The following is a 20,816-nucleotide window of genomic DNA, read 5'->3' as shown; positions in this document are numbered from 1 at the left end:
AAACCCGCGCGTGATCGTGTCACGCGCGGGTTCGGCTGCGGACCGGAACGGTACGCCCGGTCTGCTCACATCAGCTGAAAAAGCCTAGAAGCGATGGCGCAGGCCAACCGCCGCGGCAACCTGGTTGCCGGTCGACGACGGCGCCAGCGTGTTGATCGCCGCTACGTTCGCGCCGAAGTTGCCGAGCTCCCCCGATGCGTGCTGGTACACGCCTTCCAGGTACACATCGGTACGCTTGCTCAGCGCGTAGTCGCCTTGCAGCGACACCGTGTGCCACTTCGGATCGCCCGAACCGTTCGAGCCCGACATCTTGCCGTCGGTGAACGTGTACGAAGCCGCGAGGCTCAGCGCCGGCGTCAACGCATACTTGCCGTTCAACTCATAGTTGTCCAGATGCAGGTTCGTGCCGGCGACGCCGGGCAGCGTCGCGCCGCCCACATCGACGCCGGTGATGCCGTCCAGTTGCGTATGCGTGTACACGAAGCCGGCCGTTGCCGGGCCGTACGTGTAGTTGATGCCCGCGCCGAACGTGCGCTGCAGGTTGGCCGCGACAGCAGCAGTCCCGTCGCCTTGCGACACGGCACCGCCCAGATTGGAGCTGCCCGAATTGTTCAGTTGCAGGTAAGCCGCCGCGACACTCAACGGACCGTTGTCATACGAAGCGCCAACGCTCCATGCACGGTTGTTCGAGAACTGCCCGGCCGAGTTGCTGAAGCCGTACAGTCCGCCGAATTTGAAGCCGGCGTAGTTCGCGCTCGTGTACTTCACGGCGTTCTTGATCGAGAACGAGTTGTCGAGATTGTCATTGTCGAACGGGTGAGCGGCCAGGTTGTTGCCGTAACCCCCACCCGCTTCGGACAGCGGGGCGAGGTAGTCGACCACGGAGTCGTATTGACGGCCGAGCGTCAGGGCACCGTATTGATCGCTCTTCAGACCGACGAAAGCCTGACGATTGAACATCGTGTTGCTTTCGGAAAACTGGCCGTTGTTCAGGTTGAAGCCGTTTTCCAACGTGAAGATCGCGTGCAGACCGCCGCCGAGGTCTTCACTGCCGCGCAGGCCGAAGTAGGTGTTCGACACCGAACCGCTGCCTTGTTGCCAGTTGCTGTGGCCGCCCTGGTTGTTCGAGTAGACGAGGCCGGCGTCCAGCGTGCCATACAGGGTGACGCTGCTTTGCGCGTGAGCGGTAACGGCGAACGCGCCCATGATGCCCGCGATGATGAGGGTTTTTTTCATGTTTGGATAACTCCGAGACAGTGCGTAGAGAATCGCATTCCAGTGCTCGCCGCCGATACCGCCGGCTGCCGGACGATTCGCCGCGAAGTGTATTCCTGCTATTCGTATCTTTAAGCGCATATGGCACAACAATACATTTGAAAATTCGTAATAGAAGATTGAAGTCGCGTAAGTATGGATAAATAAAGGGAAAACAGGTCGAGCTGGAGATTCGGTAATGAGCTGTCAATGTTTGTGGTGTTGCTCGCTCGCGACGGCCGCGCTTGCCTTTGTCCAGCAAGGATTTGCGCAAATGGTTTCGGTAGGACGTTCTGTTGGATTTTCTGCAAGGCACTCTTGCAGTTTATGGGGTCTTTCTCCGGGCATTACGGTTCTACAATCGGCTCCGCCCTCGACCAAGGGCGTCTTTTTCATTTGTTTATACGCGGCTTTCGGGCCGCGTTTTTTTTCGTCATTTTTATATTGGATTTATAAGTTCCAACGAATAGGGAAATAGATTATTTCAGTTAACGACAGCCTGACGGGACTTGTCCGATCGGCCAGGGCCGCGTCCGGCGCGGGCGGGGCGGGTAGAATCACATGTTCGAGATGTGATTTCCGCCCCCGCGAACGTGAGTGAACCTGTAATGACCGATACACCCCTTCCATCGTCCGACCCCGCTGCAGACTCCACGACGGAAGGCTCGTCCGAAATGGGCGAAACTCAGCCCGAAACCCAGCACGAAGCGCGTCTGTGGCGCGACGACGGCTGGACCGCACGCGTCATCAAGAACCAAGACGACGAAGGCTGGGCCGTCGAAATGATCAAGGACGGCGAGGCCGAACCGGCGCTCGTCGGCCCGTGGACAATGGGCCGTAACAAGAAAGACCCGAAACCGCTCGACACGTCGGCGTTCAACACGCTGGTGAAGACTGCCTCTGAAGTGCTGCGCCGCCATGAGCAGCAACTGCGCGCGCAGTTGCATAAAGAGGTCCGGGTGGCCAGCGCGGACGGCGATGATGAACTCGACATCACCCTCGACATCGTGCCGGATGAAGACGAGCCGTACGCGCTGCTGACCGCGCTCGACCTGTTCGGCGAACAGCTTGCGCAAGTGCAGGTCGCGCCGAATTTCAAACTCAGCAAGGCGAGCGCCGCCGCTTGGGTCGAAAACGAGTTTCGCCGGCCGGGCTGATCAATTGGCAGTGCAGCCAAGCTAACGAACGGCCGAAATTAACATTACCAATTACTGTCAATATACTTTCACATCCACTTCATAGAATCCTCGCGTCATAGCGGCGCGAGCGTGAACCATGCGGTTTTGGGGCTGAGTGCGTGCCGGCTGTGCATTCACCTACCGTACCCAAACCCTGGATCACAACAACATGGCAGAGCCGCTCGACCTTTCCCGCCGCAAGGCCCTGAAACTCATCGTCGGTGCGCCGATGCTGCCGCTAGGCGGCCTCGCAACTGCGTCGATGCTGACCGCATGCGGCGGCAGCGACGATCTGGCCGCTGCATCGCCCACGCCGGTCGCGAATTTCAGCTCGGCTTCTTTCACCAGCATGGCGGCGCCGTCGCTCGCCAATCCGGCGTTGATGGCGACCACCACGGTCGGCTCGAGCCTGACGGTCTCTTACTCCGATGGCTCGAAAAAGGCCTTTAAGCTCGCGTACCAGCCGTTCTTCATGACCGGTGACCTGGTGCCGGACGGCAAGGGCGGCACGGTGCTGGCCGGCGGCTACTTCGACATCAACAACCAGCCGATCTACGACGACTCGGTGCCGGCCAAACGGCGTCAGTTCTTCTCGGACTCGCCGGACGGCACGTCGCTGCTGAAGATCGACGGAGCGAAGGTGGCCGGCGTGAAGGGCAACACGGTGTTCGCCGTGGTCCAGTTCGAATACACGACGTCGGCACAGTCCGGCGACGGCATGTATGGCCGTCTCCCGTCGCCGATCGCGGTGCTGACACTGGATCAGGATCCGGCCACGGGCAAGCTGACGCTCGTCAAGTATCACAACGTCGATACATCGCCCGCGAATGGGCTGTGGATTACGTGCGGCGCGAGCCTGTCGCCGTGGAACACGCATCTGTCCAGCGAGGAATACGAGCCGGACCCGTTCACGACCAGCGCCAGCAATCTCGCGCAGTACAAGGCGTTCAACGACAACCTGCACGGCAACGCGAATACACCCTTCAACCCGTACCTCTATGGTCATCTGCCGGAAATCACGGTCAAGGCGGATGGCACCGGCACGGTCAGGAAGCACTACTGCCTCGGGCGCATTTCGCACGAACTGGTGCAGGTCATGCCGGACAACCGCACGGTGCTGATGGGCGACGACGCGACCAACAGCGGCCTCTTCATGTTCGTGGCGGACAACGAGAAGGATTTGTCGGCGGGCACGTTATACGTGGCGAAAGTCGGCGCCGGCTTCTCGGTCGACCCGGCCGCGGCGGGCGCGGACCTGAAGTGGATCAAGCTCGGTCACGCGACGAGCGCGGAAGTCGAGGCAATGGCGAAATCGAATCGGCCGCAGGATGTGATCGACGTCAAATGGACGGATCCTGCCGACGCTAACTATAAGAAGGTCTTCGCAGGCGGCGTTGCGCAGTGGGTCAGGATCATGCCGGGCAAGGAAAAGGCCGCGGCGTTCCTCGAAACCCACCGCTACGCTTACCTCGCGGGCGGCAGCATGGGCTTCACGAAGATGGAAGGCACGACGCTCAACATCAAGGACAAGATCGCCTACTCCGCGCTGCAGAACATCGTCGACTCGATGGTGAAGGGCAACACCGCGAAGGGCTGGAATGCGGAAAGCAACATTTCCGTCGATGCCGCGATCAACGCCGGCGGCGTGCTTCAGCACAAGCTCGCGGGCGGCCAGAAGGATAACGAAGGCGTCGCGATCAACAGCGAGTGGGTGCCGGTGCACACCAGCGCGCTGCTGGTCGGCAGGGACATCGCCGCCGATGCGCTCGGCAACAAGGCCGATCCGGATCGGGTTGCGAACCCCGACAACCTGAAGTTCTCGGAGAAGCTGCGTACGCTCTTTATCGGCGAGGACAGCGGCTACCACGTGAACAATTTCCTGTGGGCCTATAACGTCGACACGAAGCAGCTCACACGCCTGCTGTCGACACCGGCGGGCGCCGAATCGACCGGTCTGCATGCGGTCGACGAACTCAATGGCTGGACCTACATCATGAGCAATTTCCAGCACGCGGGCGATTGGGGCAGCCAGCATACGCAGGCGCTGAAGGACGTGCTCGAGCCGCTGGTTCGCGCGAACTACAAGGACCGGTTCGGGGCGTCGGTGGGTTATCTGACGGCGGACCCTGCGGCGCTCAAGCTGTAAGGGGAGCGGCTGCGCGAAAGGCGCCGCATAGGCCATCTGGCCGAGGCGCCAGCAGGGGGGATCCTCGCGACAATGTGCGGTTTCCCCCTGCGACCGGCGTCTGAAGCGGATTTCGATTTTGCGGCGAGGTCATATCGAAGTGCCGAGCATTCGGTATCGGCTTTTCTCGCAACTGCTTTCCAGCGCCTCTACACTTGTAATTCCCGCCGTCAACTCCGCTTGCAGAAAATCGCCGTCACGAGCGGCGCCACCCGGTGCACGATGGCCGTACTGCCCGAGCCTGCGAGCGCGTTCTGCACTTTGGATTCGCCGCCGAACACCACCACGCCGTAAGCCGAACTGGCGAGCGGTTCGCCGTCGCCGACGCGAAACATCGGGTCGTCCTTCTCATATCCCACCACTGCGAACACGCGAAAACCGAATGCGGTCAGTTCGGCGCCCTTCACGGGCGAAAACGCATTGATCGAATTGCTCTCCACGCGCGTCGGCTTGGGGTCGATCATCTGTTGTTGCGCAAGGTCGGCGATAAATTGATGGCCGCTTTCATTGCACGTCAGCGGTGCGTCGAGCGCGGCGGCGTGAGTAGCAAGCGGCAGCGTCAAGACGTACAGCGCAAGGAGTACAGATGAAAATGCAGATGGAAAAGAGCGTTTCATAAACGTGAACGGCGACGGGTCCGATGTGGTGTGTTCGCAACGGGCGATGGCTTGGGGTCGTGCCCCGAAAGACGCGGCGCGTCGGGGAGTTCGGCGAAAAGGCACAATTGGGTCCGCACTTTATCTCGATTCGGCAAATCTTGCTGTACCCCTCACACACGCAGGTAACGATTGGACCGTAAAGAAACGTGCGCGAAGAAAGCAATCTTTTACGATCCCGTATATATTTCCGGGTTATGAATTCGCAACCGCACACTCCAACCAACGTTCCGCCGCCCAGGACATGGGACGCGCGGCTCGCCCGCCGCCTCGTGACTCCGCTCGTGAACACGTGGGTCACCCCGAATCACCTGACCACGCTGCGCCTGCTGATCGGGCTGGCAGGCGCTCTGTGCCTCGCTCACGGCGGATTTGAATGGGCCAATGCAGGCGCATTCCTGATCGTGCTGTCGAACTTCGTCGATCACACGGACGGCGAACTCGCGCGTATCGGTGGCAAGTCGAGCCGGATCGGTCATTTTTACGACCTCGCTTGCGACGCCCTCGTGACAATCATGTTGTTCGTCGGCATGGGCATCGGAGTGGGCACGACGCATGTCGGCGAATTCAAAGTCGCGTCTGGCTGGCTCGGCGCCGCGGCCGGCATTGCGGTCGCGCTGATTTTTTTCCTGCGCATGCGCATCGAGGAAATGGCGGGCAAGGCGGGTACTAGACAGGCATCGGTCGGTGGTTTCGAAACCGAAGACGTGTTGTACCTGCTCCCCATCGTCACACTCACGAGCGTTGTGACGCCATTTGTCGTGGCAGCATCGATCGGCGCGCCGCTCTTTGCCGCCTGGGTGGTGATCGATTACTGGCGCGTCTCGCGCCGCGTCGCTCCCCCGGCCGTCGCCGCCAGCGCTTCTGAAACCAGTCAAATGTGGGCCAGCGAATGAGTGCGCACGCCGAAGACGACGTGATCTCGACAATTGCCGTAGAACGCTCGCCGGGCTCGCCGTCGGTCACGCCCGCACCCGATGCCGACCGCGCCGTGGCGAGCCGTACGCACACGTTCGACACGCCGCGTCTGCGCAAAGATTTTGCCGCTCAGGGCGCGTTCCTGTATCTGGAAGACTTCCTCGCGCCGGAAGTTACCGCGCAGCTCGTGCAGAGCGCGCGGGGGCTGCTCGACGAAGTGAACCGCAACTATCTGCCGGGCCACAAACAGGGCGGCAGCGTGAGCCGCCATACGATCGACCGTCTCGCGCCGTTCATCGCCGAGCTGTATCGCTCGAAAGAGCTGATCGGCTGGCTCGAGCAGCTGAGCGGCGACAAGCTGCAGGTGTCGCCCGCGGACGATCCGCATGCTTACGCGCTGTATTACTACACGCGTGCCGGGGACCACATCGGCTGGCACTACGATACTTCGTACTATGACGGCCGCCGTTACACGCTGCTGCTCGGCGTGATAGACGAATCGTCGTGCCGGCTCGATTACGAATTGCATACGCGCAACCCGGACGTGCCGGACCAGCCGGGCTCGGTGCAGATTGTGCCCGGCGGTCTGGTGTTTTTCGACGGCGACAAGCTGCGTCATCGGATCACGCCGGCCGGTGCGAACGAAATGCGCGTGTCGCTCACTTTTGAATACGTTACGGACCCGAACATGCGTCCGTGGCGCCGTCTCATCTCGAACATGAAGGACGCGATCGCGTACTTCGGTTTTCGCCAGGTTTTCCGTCAGATGACAGCGCGCGGCAAGGACCACGCATGACACGCGCGGCCTTCATTCTGCTGTCGATCGGGACGGCGCTTTTTGTCGGCCTGCTTGCGTGGCAGGGTTTCGGCTCGGTTGCCTCGACGCTGCTCGCGGCCGGTTGGGGGCTCGCGCTCGTTGCGGCGTTCCACCTCGTGCCGCTTGCGCTCGACGCGGGCGCGATCTCGGTGCTGTTCCAACGCCGCCGCGATGGCGTGCATCATGAACTGACGTTGCGCGAAGCGCTGTTCGCGCGCTGGATCGGCGAATCGGTGAATAGTCTGTTGCCGGCGGGACAGATTGGCGGTCCGGTGGTGATGGTCCGGCAACTGTCGCAGCGCGGCATGCGCATGCGCGATGCGGCCGCGGCGATCACCGTCAGCACGACCGCCCAGGCGCTCGCGCAAATCGTTTTCGCGCTGCTTGGGTTGCTGCTGTTCGGCGCGTATGCCGCACACGGCGCGCTGCACGACCTGCAAACCGCAACGCTGATCGCCACCGGCGTGCTGGGTGCGATGATCGTCGGTTTCTACTACGCTCAACGGCGTGGCCTGTTCGGCCGTCTGCTGGGCGTGGTGTCGAAGATGTTCGGCAAGCGTGACTGGTCCACGCTCATGACGCGCGCCGAAGCCGTCGATGCGGCCGTGCAGGCGATGTACCGTGAACGCGGCCGGGTGGCGGCGAGCTTCGCATTGAGTCTGGTGGGCTGGGTGGTCGGTACGGTCGAGGTGTGGCTCGCGCTGCGCTTTCTGGGTCATCCGGTCGACTGGGTCGATGCGCTTCTGCTCGAAAGCCTCGGGCAGGCCATCCGCGGCGCAGCGTTTATGATTCCGGGCTCGCTCGGCGTGCAGGAAGGCGGTTATCTGCTGCTTGCGCCGCTTGTCGGTTTGCCGCCGGATGCGGCGCTGGCATTGTCGCTCGCCAAGCGCGCCCGTGAAATCCTGCTAGGCTTGCCGGGTCTGCTGGTTTTGCACTTCAGCGAACGAAGCTGGCAACGGCGCCGCGCCACGACGGGCGTGCCGGTTGTCGATTAATCCGTATTTTTTCAAAGGACCGCGCATGCGTGCCATCATCCTCGCAGCGGGCCTCGGCCTGCGTCTCCAGCAACCGCCGGAAGCACAGTTCCCGAAGTGTCTGTTGCAATTCGACGGCATGAGCCTGCTCGAACGGCATCTGCAAATGCTCGAAACCGCCGGCGTGACGGACGTCGTGCTGGCGCTCGGCTTTCAGCCGGAATCGGTCCAGGCTGAACTGGCGCGCATCAACTGGCCGCATAAAGTGGAAACGGTGCTGAACACGCGTTACGACCTGGGCAGCGTGTTGACGGTGCATACGGTGGCCGAGGCGCTCACGCGCGGCGGCGACGTGCTGCTGATGGACGCCGACGTGCTCTACGACGAGCGCATCCTGAGCGCGCTGGTGGCGGGCGAAACGGTCAACCGCCTGTTGATCGACCGTGATTTCGAAGCCGGCGACGAACCCGTCAAGCTGTGCCTGAAAGAAGGCGTGCCGGTCGAATTGCGCAAGCAGCTCGCCGTCAATCTCGAGTACGACACCATCGGCGAATCGGTGGGATTCTTCCGCTTCCGCCAGGAAACCGCGCAACGCTTTGCGCAGATCGTGGCCGGCTATGTCGACAGCGGCCGGGCCAACCTGCCGCACGAAGAGGCGGTACGCGACCTCCTGCTGGAGCGCAGCCAGGTGTTCGATACGGCTGACGTGACCGGCGCGCCGTGGATCGAAATCGACTTCCCGAACGACGTGACGCGTGCAAGCACCGAGATCCTGCCGCAACTGCAACCGCTGGTCAGCGCGTCGCGTTAAAGTTTCTATCTGCATTATCGAGCGAGGCGGTGGTGAGGCGGCTGAAGGCTGCCCCGCCATCGCCTCGCTTACTTTCTCCCTGCTGTTTTTCGTAACCCGTTTCGCTTCGTTGCGTCCGCAACGATCGGCGGCGAGCCGTCGCGTGTCATGCGTGCGGCGACGAAATGCCGTCGCTCAACAACATCTGTTGTGAATGCGATGCGATAATCCAAGCTTTGCGCCGACGGCTTTGCAGTCCGTCGTCATGCCAATGCCTCTCGCTTTAGGCACTTTCATTGTTCCGCTGATCGTCGCGTGTGCGATGTTCATGGAAAACATAGACGGCACGGTCATCGTGACGTCGCTGCCGGTTCTGGCGCGCGATCTCGGTCAGGATCCCATTACCCTCAAGCTCGCCGTGACGGCCTATGTCATCGGCCTCGGCGTCTTCATTCCAATCTGCGGCTGGGTTGCCGACCGCTTCGGCTCGCGCACCGTGTTTCGCACGGCAATTGGCATCTTCATGGCCGGCTCGCTGATGTGCGCGGCCTCCACGTCGCTCGACACCTTCGTGGTTGCGCGCTTCGTGCAAGGCATCGGCGGCGCGATGATGGTGCCGGTGGGGCGCATCATCATTTTCCGTTCGGTGCCGAAGTCGGACTTCATCCGCGCGGTCAACTATCTGACGGTGCCGGCCCTGCTCGGCCCGGTGCTCGGACCGCCGCTCGGCGGTTTCATTACGACGTATCTGCACTGGCGTCTGATTTTCTTCATCAACATTCCGATCGGCCTGCTCGGTATCTGGCTTGCAAACAAGCACATCGCGAACGTGCGCGAAGCGCATCCAGGGCGGCTCGACTGGACCGGTTTCGCTTTGTCCGCGAGCGGGGCGTCGCTATTCATGCTGGGGCTTTCATTGGTGGGCGGCGAACTGGTGTCGAACACGGTGTCGGTCAGCATGTGCGTGATCGGCGTCGTGCTGTTGGTGATTTACGTACTCTACGCGAGCCGTGTCGAGTTGCCTGTGCTCGATCTGCGACTGCTGCGGATTCCGAGTTTTCATGCGAGTGTGATCGGCGGTTCGCTATTTCGCATCGGCCTCGGAGCGGTACCGTTTCTGTTGCCGCTCGCGTTGCAGGAAGGCCTGGGCATGACCGCCTTCAAGTCAGGCTCGATTACCTGCGCGTCCGCATTTGGCTCGATCTTCATGAAGGCGGCGGCCTCGCGCATTCTCGGCCGTTTCGGTTTCCGCAAGGTGTTGATGTTCAATGCAGGCTGTGCGGGTGTCGCCATTGCGGTCTACGGTCTGTTCTTTCCCGGCACGCCGCATTGGCTGATCTGGTGTGTCGTGCTGTTTGGCGGCTTCTTCCCCTCGTTGCAGTTCACCTCGTTGAACACGCTGGCCTACGCGGATATTCCAAGCCGCGACGTCGGCCGCGCGACGAGTGTCGCGAGTGTGATCCAGCAGATTTCGCTGGGTCTCGGCGTGACGATCGCGGGCATCGTGCTGCAGATCTCGCATAACGTGCAGGGTCATTCGGCCATCGTCTTCTCCGACTTCTGGCCCGCGTTTATCGTGGTCGGCCTGTTCTCGTTCCTGTCGATTCCGATCACCGCGCGCTTGCCGAGCGGCGCGGGCGACGAAATCGCGCGCGGCAGCCGGGGTCCCGCCTGAGCCTGTGACGGGCGGCGCGCGCATCCCCCGCGCGCGCTGCAGGCATGTCTGCTGCTACCGAATTCGTCACTTACAAGGGCGGCCTTTAACCGTTCGATGCCGCGTCGGCATGATGTTTTGTGCCGTCGTGCATGCGTGCCGCGGCATCCGTCCTGCGGAATATTGAACTTCGCAAAGAACCGGTTCGCTTGCTACAAGGCGAAGGCAACTCTTCTCGTCAGATGAATTGTAGTGATGGGGGATACGCAATGAAGTTGTTACACAACGCAAGATCGGCTGCCAGTGGACTCGCCCTGGTCACACTCGTTTCTGTCTCAGCAGGCTTCCTCGAAACCGCCCCGGCACTCGCCAAAGCACCCGCGAAAACGCAGCCGGCAGTACTCACTGCTTCGGCTATTGCCGTCGCGGACAAATACAGCGCCGACGCCGCCGAACAGATCTTCAAGGAAGGCGGCAATGCCGTTGACGCGGCTGTTGCGATTGCCTTCACGCTGGCCGTGACGTATCCGGAAGCAGGCAACATCGGCGGGGCGGTTTCATGACGCTCTACGCGAATTCGATCGAACCGAAGAAGCGCCCGTTGTCGTCGATGAGCCCGACGATTCTGACCAAAGACGGCAAGGTATCGCTCGTGATCGGCACGCCGGGCGGCTCGCGTATCTTCACGTCGATCTTCCAGGTCATCAACAACATTTACGACTTCAATATGCCGTTGCCGGAAGCGGTCGGCGCAATGCGCTTCCATCACCAGTTGTTGACGCCGAATACGATCTTCTGGGAGCCGTACAAGCCGATCGACGGCGAACTCGCCAAGCAGATCGAAGCGAAGGGTTACGCGCTGAAGGGGCAGGATTTCAGCGGCGACATCCAGGCGATCAAGGTCAACGGCGATACGCCGGAAGCCGCGGCCGATCCGCGTGGCCGGGGTGTGACGCGGGTGATCCAGTAAGCGGTTGGAGGTGGCTGGTCGGCGCCTCGTGGCAGAAGCGCCGCCTGTCGGTCCCAAAAGCCTCGCGCCCGATCGATCGGGCGCGAGGCTTTTTTCATGCGGACGGCGAGCGTGACAAACGTGTCAGATCAAGTGGTCTGCTCGACCGGGGTCAACGTCAGTTCCAGCCGTTGTGCGCCGCGCACCACGGTGACATTGACCGGTTTCTCGATACGCGACGCATCGAGCGTGCGCTGCAGACTATCCACATCCTGTACCGGCAGCGTGTCGATCGCGACAATCGTATCGTCGGTGCGCAGGCCGGCAAGCGCGGCCGGGCTGCCTTTGACGATTTCCATAACGTGCACGCCGCTTTCGGCGCTCAAGCCGAAATAGCGCTGCACGCGGCGCGACAGCGGCCTTGTGGTCCCGGCCACGCCAATGTACGCGCGCCGCACGCGGCCATGCGCGAAGATCTGCATGATGACCCATTTGGCGGTGTCGATCGCGGTGGCGAAGCAGATCGCCTGCGCGCCGGGAATGATCGCGGTATTCACGCCAATCACCTGACCCGCCGAATTGATCAATGGACCACCCGAATTGCCCGGATTGAGCGCGGCGTCGGTCTGGATCACGTCGTAGATCATGCGACCCGAATTCGAACGCAGCGAGCGGCCGAGTGCCGACACTACCCCGGTCGTCACGGTTTGCGCGAGGCCGAGCGGATTGCCCACCGCGATCGCGATCTGCCCGACCCTGAGCCGCGACGACTCGCCGAGTTCGACGTGCGGCAACGGCTCGGGCGAGCCGATGCGCAGCACGGCCAGATCGCTGCCGGGATCGTCGCCGACCAGATCGGCGTCGAATTTCGCGCCGTCGGCGAGCGTCACGCGTATGTGCGTGGCGCCGTGCACGACGTGGCTATTGGTGAGCAGGTAGCCGTCGGGCGTGAACAGAAAGCCGGAGCCGGTGCCGCCGCGTGGGGGTCGGCCGTCGCGGCCTGCTTCGCCGGGTAGCCGGCGTTCGACGGAAATGAAGGCGACCGCCTGCTGGACGCGCTCCAGCGCGCCGATCACGGTGCGGGAATAGGCGTCGAGCAGGACGTCGTCGGCTAATGGCGTGAGGGTGTGTGGCCCGGGGGCGTCGGACGCGGCGCGCGACAGGTCATCGATGAAGCGTGGACGGCTTCCCATGGCGATGCTCCGGATAAACGGAATTCGAGATGCGGGGCGCCGCGAGAGTTTTCAAGAGCATGCGCGGGGATGCGTGCGACGGCGCGGCCTGTGAGACACTTTCCTGAGCGGGGCCGAGCCGATGGCCGGGCCCGCACCCGTGCGGCCGCGCATGAGCCGCCTGTCATGCCAGGGAGACTGCCACCATGAATTCGCCCGCCTCGCCAGCCTCATCGAGTCCGCAGACGGAACCGCGTATCGAATCGATTAGTGCCATCACGCTCGCCACCCGCGATATGCCACGCGCGGTGCTGTTTTACCAGGCGCTCGGTTTTCCCATCAAATTTGGCGGTCCGCAGGAGGCGTTTACCTCGTTTGCGTTCGGTGGTTCGTACCTGAATCTGATTGTCGACACGCGCGCGCCGGTCAACTGGTGGGGGCGCGTGATCATCTATGTATCGGATGTGGATGCGCTTTACCGGAAGGCGCTGGCCGCGGGTCTGAAGCCTTCGCTCGAGCCTTCTGACGCGCCGTGGGGCGAGCGCTATTTCCACATCACCGATCCGGACGGCCACGAAATCAGCTTTGCCCGGCCACTGCGTTAGCGCCGGAGCGGCACGCAAAACTCGCTATTATGGGTATCGAAAAGGCACGGCCATGCGTATGCGCCGGTGACGTCCACGTGCGGTTGCCGCGCCGGTAACATGGCTGACACCTCGCGCTTCGATAATCGAACCCGTTCGCGTCGAGCTTGCGCCGCGTGCTTACCCATTTCCGTTGCCAGGAGAACCGCAATGAAAGAGCTGGATCTGAGACCTGAAGTCGAATTGCTGGCAGAGCGGCAACGCCGTTTCGAGGAAGACCTCATCGATGCATACGACGAGGAACTCGAAATGGAGGTCGACGACCGCATCATCGACGGTGCGGAAGGCTTTACGCCCGAGCATCGCGAGGCGCGCAAGATGTACTTTCGCGAGCTGTTCCGTCTGCAAGGCGAGCTCGTCAAGCTGCAGGACTGGATCGTGCAGACCGGCCATCGCCTCGTGGTGATTTTCGAAGGGCGCGATGCGGCCGGCAAGGGCGGGGCGATCAAACGCATCACGCAGCGGCTCAATCCGCGCGTGTGTCGCGTGGCGGCACTGCCGGCGCCGAATAACCGCGAACGCACGCAGTGGTACTTCCAGCGTTACGTGTCGCATCTGCCGGCCGGCGGCGAAATGGTGCTGTTCGATCGCAGCTGGTATAACCGCGCGGGCGTCGAGCGTGTGATGAATTTTTGCAGCGACGAAGAGTACGAAGAGTTTTTCCGCTCGGTGCCGGAATTCGAAAAGATGCTGGCGCGAAGCGGCGTGCAGATTCTCAAGTACTGGTTTTCGATTACCGACGAAGAGCAGGAAATCCGCTTTCAGAACCGCATCCACGATCCGCTGAAGCAGTGGAAACTGAGTCCGATGGATCTGGAAAGCCGGCGCCGCTGGGAAGCCTATACGCAGGCCAAGGAAGTCATGCTGCAGCGCTCGCATATTCCCGAGGCGCCGTGGTGGGTCGTGCAGGCGGTCGACAAGAAACGTGCGCGTCTGAACTGCATTCATCATCTGCTGAGCCAGCTGCCGTATCACGAGATCGAACACTCGAGCGTCGAGTTGCCGGCGCGGGTCTACAACAATGAATACAGTCGCCAGCCGGTGCCCGAATCGATGATCGTGCCGGAAATTTATTGAGCAGCTTCTGAACGGTGAAATAAAAAAAGCGCGGCATGGCCGCGCTTTTTTGCATCAATCGGGGGCGCGATCGGCTGATCGGCTCCTGTTGCGTTCAGAACACCATACGGAACAGCCAGTACAAGCCCCCGGCCAGCGCGATCGATATCGGCAGCGTCAGCACCCACGCCATCACCAGACTGCGTACGGTGTTCCACTGCAGACCGGAGCCGTTCGCCGCCATGGTGCCCGCCACACCCGACGACAGCACGTGTGTCGTGGATACCGGCAGGCCGTACATGTCGGCCGCGCCGATCGTCAGCATCGCCACCAGTTCGGCGGATGCGCCCTGGCCGTAAGTCAGATGCTGCTTGCCGATCTTTTCGCCCACCGTCACCACAATGCGCTTCCAGCCCACCATCGTGCCGAGGCCCAGGGCGATGGCCACGGCGACCTTGACCCAGGTGGGAATGAACTTGGTGGCGTGATCGGTTTGCGCCTTGAAATTGTCGATGATCTTGGCGTCCTCCGCGGAGAAGGCGGGTTGCTTGGCCTTGTCCATCAGGCGAATCGCTTCGGAGGCGACATACATGTTGTTGCGCACGTTATCGATGATGCCTTGCGGTACGCCTGCCATCGATCCCGACGCACCGACCTGATGACCGATCTGGTCGGTCAGTTGCTGCAGGGCGGGCAGCGTGGCGGGTGTCAACTGGCGCGTGCGGACATAGGCTTCGACATCGGCGCGCGGGTTAGCGGAAGGCGCGGTGCCTTGCGTGTACTTGGCGAGCGTCGCCGAAGCCTGTTGCGCGACGGCGACGAAGGTCTGCGTTTCCGCCGGCGTGACCGCCTTGTTCAGCGCGTAGGCCGTCGGCACCGTGCCGATCAGGATCAGCATGATGAGGCCCATGCCTTTCTGACCGTCGTTCGAACCGTGCGCGAACGAAACGCCGGTGCAGGTGAGAATCAGCAGGCTGCGGATCCAGAACGGCGGCGGTTCCTTGCCCTTGGGTTCGGCATACAGCGCCGGAACGCGCACCACGGCCTTCAGGATCAGCAGCAGCAAACCTGCCGCCAGAAAGCCGACCAGCGGCGAAAACAGCAACGACTTGCCGACACCGAGCGCCTGGTTCCAGTCGACGCCGCTCGTGCCGTTGGACCCATGCATCAGCTGATTCATGAGGCCAACCCCGATGATCGAGCCAATCAGCGTATGCGAGCTCGACGAGGGCAAACCGAAATACCAGGTACCGAGATTCCAGATGATCGCGGCAATCAGCAGCGCAAAAACCATCGCAAAGCCGGCGCTACTGCCTACCTGCAAGATCAGTTCGACGGGCAGCAATTGCAGGACGCCGAACGCTACCGCGCCGCTCGACGTCAGCACGCCAAGGAAATTCCAGGTGCCGGACCACACTACCGCGATGTTCGGCGCCAGAGAATGGGTGTAGATCACCGTGGCGACGGCGTTGGCGGTGTCGTGAAAGCCGTTGACGAACTCGAAGCCGAGCGCGATCAATAGCGCGACACCTAGCAGCAGATAGGGCAGAGCCGAGCCTTCGCGAACCGGTTGTAAATCGTCAACCAGATGAGTGGCGCAATAGATGGCGCCGATGGCGATCACGACCAGAAAAACAATGAGGCCAATACTGCGCCCCTTTCCACTTGCAGCGCCTGGCTGCGGGTACGAAAGTTCCGGCATGACGTGAGCCCCAAAGTTTGTCGCGGAACCACCGATCCTGCTGGGGCTGCATGTCGTATTGATGACAGTAACGTGACGTCTATGCAGGACGAGGGTTTGCGGACCTAGGGGCGACCATTTTTCGCGCGCTACCGCGGTCCGCTACTTTGATCGCGGCGGATCCTTACGATCAGCTGTCCGAAAAATGCTATGACTTTACGCGGGCCACGCAGCTGGTCCTGCAACGGGTCCTTTTCTTACGAAGCGGAAAGAAACGTGAACCGCATTCCTCGCGACGGTTTGCCGTCCAGTGCTGTGAGCGAGCGCGATACACGTTGGACCTTTATTTGTTACGCTGCTTACAAAGGGCTTTGGAGGAGGGTCGATGAAACGGGAGAGCCGCAAGAGCGACACACGCGCTGAGCACGGCAAGGCGACCGGCGACGAGCCCTCGGCGGAGGCGGCCTTCGCTTCATACGCGGCGCCTCTTGTCGATCATGCGATCGAATATGCCGCTGCGGTGCGCGACGATGCGTCGCCCGAAGCCTTGCACCAACTGCGCGTGTCCTTACGGCGTCTACGTTCGTTATGGTGGGCGTTCGAACCCTTGCTCGACAAAGGCGAGAATACCCGCCAACGGGCGCTCTACAAATATCTGGCGACGGCGGCGGGCAAGACCCGCGATTGGGACATTCTGATCGAACTGATCGCGCAGGATGATAGCGGCGCACGCGCGATTAGGCCCAAGCTCGAAGAGGTTCGTGGTGACGCGCTGGCGACGAGCCGCGAAACGCTATCGAACGCGGACGTCAAACATCTGTTGCGCGATGCGCTGACGAGCGCCACCAAAGAACTGAACACCGCACATGAGCGCGTGCCGCTGGCCAAATTCGTCGACAAACGCGTGGCGGTGTCAGAACGGTCGCTAAGAAAACGGATGAAACGCGCGTCTCACGCGAAACGCGCCAACTACGCGTCGTTTCATGACGTCAGAAAGGCCGGAAAGAAACTGCGCTACCTGCTCGAATTTTTCGAGCCGATTCTGCGCGGCAGTCATAAACGTATCCTCAAGCGGCTGAAACAGATTCAGAAACGTTTTGGCGCCCTGAACGATATTGTCGCGAGCGAAATGTTGCTGCGCGACAACGCGGCGCTGCTGGCCGGATCCGGCGATACCGATGCAGCGCTCCATTGGCTGAAGAAAGAACGCAAGCGCAGGATGCGCTCGGCCGCGGGACTGCTGCGCAAGCTGTGACGCGACTGGTTGGCGCCGCGCATGTCCGGGAAAACGGATATGCATGACTGCCGATCGGCAGCTTTATGCTTTGCCGCCAAAGCGGCGGGTTGCGATCTCGTCAGTTCGTCTCGGTGGCGCAGGATTGGAGGCGGTGAGTGCGGCGGTGCTCAAAAAAGCCGCTTAGGCCGACTTTTGGCGTGTGCGGCATGTGCAGTCAGATACTCTCGCTGCGCCGCGGGGCGAGACCGCGTAGCGTGACTGCGCCGCGCATGTCGCCGTAGAGTTCCGACGCCCGCTTACGGGGGCGCAGTTCGTCTGTTGGCGATAGAGGCTCCACGGGAAAGCCGCGTCGTTGCCAGGCATCCAGACCGCCTCTCAGCGCGCGGATCCGGGTGTAGCCCTTGCGGCGCATTCTTTGCGTGATGTCGACGGCGATCGAGCTGTCCGGGCAAATGCAATAAATCACCATATCGTACGCGAGCAGGGCGCAATCGACCTGTTCTGGCGAGTGCGGATCGAGCGTCCGCGCGCCGGGGATGCGGCGCGGCGCTTCATGCGTCGTTGCTGCGGGCCTGGCATCGAGTACCAAGGGCGGCGCGATATGGCGCCATCCACGGCCGGGCGCGACTTCCGAGGTGGTGGAGGGGGGCGCGAGCGCGAACCGGCGGCGGTCGCGACGCCGCTGGTACAGGCGAAACGCCAGGTACACCAAGGCCGCTGCGAGCAGGATATCGATCACGGTGCCGCCGCGCGCGCGGACGAATGCCAGCAGCATGTGCAACTCCCGTTCTGCCGCGGCGCCGCCAAGCAGCCAGAAGGTGGCCCACGCCAGCACGCCGACGAGATCCCAGATGGCGTAGATGCGGGTATCGACGGCCGTCGTGCCCATCAGCGGCGGGGTGATGAGTGCGAGCCCGGGAACGAACTTCGAGATTGACACGAGTGGCACGCCGAAGCGCTCGAACAGCGAGCGTGCTTTGGCGACTTTGGAATCGATGGCGGGCGAGAGCCGGCCGAGAGCGCTGATCAGCTTGCGGCCGTAGACGCGGCCCGCGGTGAACCACGCGCCGTCGCCGATGAGCGCGCCGAGCACGGCGGCGAAGAGGACCGGCCAGAAAGATAGCGTGCCGGCGGCGATCGCCGAGCCCGCGAAGAGGAGCACCGGCACCGCGGGGATCGGTACGCCGAGGCGCGTCAACAGGACGTTGACGAATACGACTGAGCCGCCCCAGGTTGAAACCGCCGAAGACGGAAATTCTACCAATTGCGGGACTCCTGATAGCTATGGTTTTGCCGGCTGGGCGCCGGGGTTTTTGCGCTTTGGTTGGCGCGCAAGGTTTGTTCCTGCTGGGGTTGGAGGGTATGTTGGGGAGGATACTTGATTGTTGGTGTGGGGTTTTGGTTGATCTGTTTTGCCTTTGGCGGCAAACATCGCAAGCACCGCAACCCCATAGCAAAAACATCCGCCTGAAAGGCACAAACCCCAAAACCACATTCAGCTTCCCACAATCAGGCCGTAAACACATTGAAGGACAACCAATCCAAACGCTAGCACCGCGCAGCAAACAAGCCACTTCTGTATTCGATGATCACAATTGACCTCCGTACAGTCATCCTGATGTCATCCGTCATGCCCGGATTGATGTCGATGGTGTTGTTCTCGCTAAACCGTAGCTTCCCCGCCAACATCCGGGGGCTGGCTTACTGGGCGGCCGGTGCTCTGGTCATTTCAATCACCGCAGTCCTCCTGGCGTTGCGCGGCGCCATCCCCGATTGGGCATCCATCGTCCTCGCCAATTCCACGATGCTGATCGGCGCCGCCCTATGGCTGATCGGCACAGAAATATTCTTCGGACGAAAACCGTCATGGCGCCTCGCCATCGGTGCGGTCGCATTCGGCAGCGTCTGCTTCTCCTGGATGCTGTGGGGACATCCCGACTTTTTTGGTCGCATGGCCTGTGTGACGGCGCTGCTCACCGTGTTGTACGCCGCGCAGGCGCGGCTCCTGTTCTTCTGTGGCGGACGCAACTACAACTCGGCATTTCTCGGGTTCATGTTTCTCGTCCAGGCGGTTTCGACCGCTGTCCGTTGCGCCTCCAGCATCGCGCCGGGCGACACCGCCGCCGATTTGTTCGCCCACAATCCATTCCAGATATCGTATCTGGCAATCAGCAACTTCATGACGCTGACGGTGACAGTCGGCTTCGTCATGGTCGCGACCAACCGGCTACACGCGCAACTCGAAAGGCAGTCGGCGATCGATCCGCTTACCGGTCTGCTGAATCGTCGCGCGTTCGCAATCCTGCACGCCAAGGCGCAGGGCCGCGCGCAACGCCTTGGCCGGACCGTCACCATGCTGATCGTCGATCTGGATCATTTCAAGGCAATTAACGATCGCTTCGGCCATGACACCGGCGATCGTGTGCTCGTCGACTTCGCCGAGCGCGTGGCTGCAATCCTGGAGCCCCACGATCATCTGGCACGTATCGGTGGCGAAGAGTTCGCTATCCTGCTCGCGGACGCCAGCGCAAACGAAGCCTACGCGCGAGCCAGCGCGATTCGCCAATTGGTGCAACAGCGCGCGGACCGCGATCTGCCTGCTTATACGTGCAGCATCGGCATCGCCTGTCTCGATGCCGCGGACGCCAGCCTCGCGCGCCTGAATAGCGTCGCCGACCGCGCGCTGTATCGCGCAAAAGCGAGCGGCCGCAATCGCGTCGAACTCACCGATGAAGCGCTTGCGACCGGCTGAGCCTCATTCGCCAGCCTGAGGTGCATGGGGTCCGATCCGGCCGATCGTGACTCGCCGCGTCGATGCGCGACCGCGATGCCCATTGCCCGGCCGACCGAGGTGACCATTTCGCTGTTCGTTTGAGCGCACCGCGGTCTGACGAACGAGTCGCGTAGAGTAGTGAGGTACTGAATCGCGCGGCGAGACAGCGTCAGTCGAACAGGGAGGGCCTTGATTGATGTCGGCTCAGATCAGCGGGACGGAAGGCTACGCGGACGAAGCAGCGGCGCTCTTGCGGAATTGGCGGGAGATTCCGTTCGCCGAGTTGCACCGGTCGATCCTGCACCTGATCCCGCGCGGTCCCGCTCGCATTCTCGACATCGGTTCTGGTGCAGGTGGCGATGCGGCCGCGCTGGCTGAATCGGGCCACACCGTCGTCGCGGTCGAACCAACCGATGCACTGCGCGTTCCGGCAATGGCCATGCACACGTCGTCAAGAATCGAATGGCTCGACGATAGTCTTCCGGATCTGACGGTTCTGTGTGCAAGGAAGGGAACGTACGACGTGGTCATGCTCACCGCCGTGTGGATGCATCTTGATGCTCACCAGCGTGCGCGATCGATGCCGAGGGTGGCTTCGTTAATGTGCGAAGGGGGTGTGCTGATCATGTCGTTACGACATGGGCCGGTGCCGCCGGGGCGCCGTATGTTTGAGGTGTCTGCGCAGGAGACGATAGATCTTGCAGCGCTGTATGAGTTGCGGCCTGTGTTGAATCTCGGCACGCCATCCATTCAGGAGGGTAACCGCCGCAGCGGCGTGAACTGGACACGCCTTGCTTTTGAAAAGCCTGGCGCGGACCAGTCGATCGGCGCGGCTCGTGATTGAAGCGCGCTTGCCGTGCAAACTGCACGACAAGCGC

General features: G+C 61.9%; 18 protein-coding genes and 1 pseudogene. 14 read left to right on the top strand and 5 right to left on the bottom strand.

The annotated features are described in order from the left end of the window. Nucleotides 1–84: 84 nt before the first annotated feature. Nucleotides 85–1,236, bottom strand: a complete 1,152-nt coding sequence (locus PQR27_RS30975) for a porin (protein WP_408527377.1) — start codon at nt 1,234–1,236, stop codon at nt 85–87. A gap of 626 nt (nt 1,237–1,862) precedes the next feature. Here PQR27_RS30975 and PQR27_RS30970 point away from each other — a divergent pair. After that, entirely contained in the window at nt 1,863–2,411 is a 549-nt protein-coding gene (locus PQR27_RS30970) for a hypothetical protein (protein WP_408527376.1), read from the top strand. A 190-nt stretch (nt 2,412–2,601) separates the two neighbouring features. Further along, nucleotides 2,602–4,578, top strand: a complete 1,977-nt coding sequence (locus tag PQR27_RS30965) for a PhoX family protein (RefSeq protein ID WP_408527374.1) — start codon at nt 2,602–2,604, stop codon at nt 4,576–4,578. A gap of 209 nt (nt 4,579–4,787) precedes the next feature. On the opposite strand, the gene PQR27_RS30960 is transcribed toward PQR27_RS30965, so the two are convergent. Next, on the bottom strand, nt 4,788–5,234 hold the full coding sequence (locus tag PQR27_RS30960; protein ID WP_408527373.1) for a hypothetical protein: 447 nt from the start codon (nt 5,232–5,234) through the stop codon (nt 4,788–4,790). 236 nt (nt 5,235–5,470) lie between these two features. On the opposite strand from PQR27_RS30960, the gene PQR27_RS30955 reads away from it, so the two are divergent. The 7 genes and pseudogenes from PQR27_RS30955 to PQR27_RS30925 form a co-directional block, all read left to right on the top strand. Then, nucleotides 5,471–6,169, top strand: coding sequence for a CDP-alcohol phosphatidyltransferase family protein (locus tag PQR27_RS30955; protein WP_408527372.1), 699 nt, complete (start codon nt 5,471–5,473; stop codon nt 6,167–6,169). Then, complete coding sequence (locus PQR27_RS30950; RefSeq protein WP_408527371.1) at nt 6,166–6,987, top strand: HalD/BesD family halogenase; 822 nt, start codon at nt 6,166–6,168, stop codon at nt 6,985–6,987. Before PQR27_RS30955 ends, PQR27_RS30950 begins: the two co-directional genes overlap by 4 nt. Next, on the top strand, nt 6,984–8,003 hold the full coding sequence (locus PQR27_RS30945) for a flippase-like domain-containing protein (protein WP_408527370.1): 1,020 nt from the start codon (nt 6,984–6,986) through the stop codon (nt 8,001–8,003). Before PQR27_RS30950 ends, PQR27_RS30945 begins: the two co-directional genes overlap by 4 nt. 25 nt (nt 8,004–8,028) lie before the next feature. Then, entirely contained in the window at nt 8,029–8,793 is a 765-nt protein-coding gene (locus tag PQR27_RS30940) for a phosphocholine cytidylyltransferase family protein (protein ID WP_408527369.1), read from the top strand. 250 nt (nt 8,794–9,043) lie between these two features. Further along, the gene (locus tag PQR27_RS30935) at nt 9,044–10,447 is read left to right on the top strand and encodes an MFS transporter (RefSeq protein WP_408528359.1); all 1,404 of its coding nucleotides are present in this window, start codon (nt 9,044–9,046) and stop codon (nt 10,445–10,447) included. A 248-nt stretch (nt 10,448–10,695) separates the two neighbouring features. Next, nucleotides 10,696–10,989 (top strand): gamma-glutamyltransferase, encoded by a 294-nt coding sequence (locus PQR27_RS30930; RefSeq protein WP_408527368.1) that lies wholly within the window; start codon nt 10,696–10,698, stop codon nt 10,987–10,989. Between the two features lie 8 nt (nt 10,990–10,997). Beyond that, nucleotides 10,998–11,396 (top strand): annotated as a pseudogene (locus tag PQR27_RS30925) (gamma-glutamyltransferase); the annotation flags it as partial. A gap of 128 nt (nt 11,397–11,524) precedes the next feature. On the opposite strand, the gene PQR27_RS30920 reads toward PQR27_RS30925, so the two are convergent. After that, nucleotides 11,525–12,568 (bottom strand): S1C family serine protease, encoded by a 1,044-nt coding sequence (locus tag PQR27_RS30920; RefSeq protein WP_408527367.1) that lies wholly within the window; start codon nt 12,566–12,568, stop codon nt 11,525–11,527. Between the two features lie 185 nt (nt 12,569–12,753). Here PQR27_RS30920 and PQR27_RS30915 point away from each other — a divergent pair, with 185 nt between their 5' ends. Both PQR27_RS30915 and ppk2 read left to right on the top strand, forming a co-directional pair. Continuing rightward, entirely contained in the window at nt 12,754–13,152 is a 399-nt protein-coding gene (locus PQR27_RS30915) for a VOC family protein (RefSeq protein ID WP_408527366.1), read from the top strand. A gap of 189 nt (nt 13,153–13,341) precedes the next feature. Then, nucleotides 13,342–14,268, top strand: a complete 927-nt coding sequence (gene ppk2 / locus PQR27_RS30910; protein ID WP_408527365.1) for a polyphosphate kinase 2 — start codon at nt 13,342–13,344, stop codon at nt 14,266–14,268. A gap of 94 nt (nt 14,269–14,362) precedes the next feature. Here ppk2 and PQR27_RS30905 read toward each other — a convergent pair whose 3' ends face one another. After that, complete coding sequence (locus tag PQR27_RS30905; RefSeq protein ID WP_408527364.1) at nt 14,363–15,949, bottom strand: inorganic phosphate transporter; 1,587 nt, start codon at nt 15,947–15,949, stop codon at nt 14,363–14,365. 364 nt (nt 15,950–16,313) lie between these two features. Here PQR27_RS30905 and PQR27_RS30900 point away from each other — a divergent pair, with 364 nt between their 5' ends. Then, complete coding sequence (locus tag PQR27_RS30900; protein WP_408527362.1) at nt 16,314–17,183, top strand: CHAD domain-containing protein; 870 nt, start codon at nt 16,314–16,316, stop codon at nt 17,181–17,183. Nucleotides 17,184–17,379: 196 nt separating this feature from the next. On the opposite strand, the gene PQR27_RS30895 is transcribed toward PQR27_RS30900, so the two are convergent. After that, nucleotides 17,380–18,429 carry a VTT domain-containing protein gene (locus tag PQR27_RS30895; protein ID WP_408527361.1) on the bottom strand — a complete coding sequence of 350 codons (1,050 nt, stop codon included), beginning with the start codon at nt 18,427–18,429 and terminating at the stop codon, nt 17,380–17,382. 354 nt (nt 18,430–18,783) lie between these two features. On the opposite strand from PQR27_RS30895, the gene PQR27_RS30890 reads away from it, so the two are divergent. Both PQR27_RS30890 and PQR27_RS30885 read left to right on the top strand, forming a co-directional pair. Next, a complete protein-coding gene (locus PQR27_RS30890; RefSeq protein ID WP_408527360.1) occupies nt 18,784–19,917 on the top strand; it encodes a GGDEF domain-containing protein in 1,134 nt (377 codons plus the stop codon). Between the two features lie 217 nt (nt 19,918–20,134). Further along, complete coding sequence (locus tag PQR27_RS30885; protein ID WP_408528358.1) at nt 20,135–20,782, top strand: methyltransferase domain-containing protein; 648 nt, start codon at nt 20,135–20,137, stop codon at nt 20,780–20,782. The last annotated feature ends 34 nt before the right edge of the window (nt 20,783–20,816 follow it).

The sequence above is a fragment of the Paraburkholderia fungorum genome (assembly GCF_046027215.1).
Classification (GTDB): domain Bacteria; phylum Pseudomonadota; class Gammaproteobacteria; order Burkholderiales; family Burkholderiaceae; genus Paraburkholderia; species Paraburkholderia fungorum_D.
This window is presented reverse-complemented; position numbering and strand designations above follow the sequence as displayed.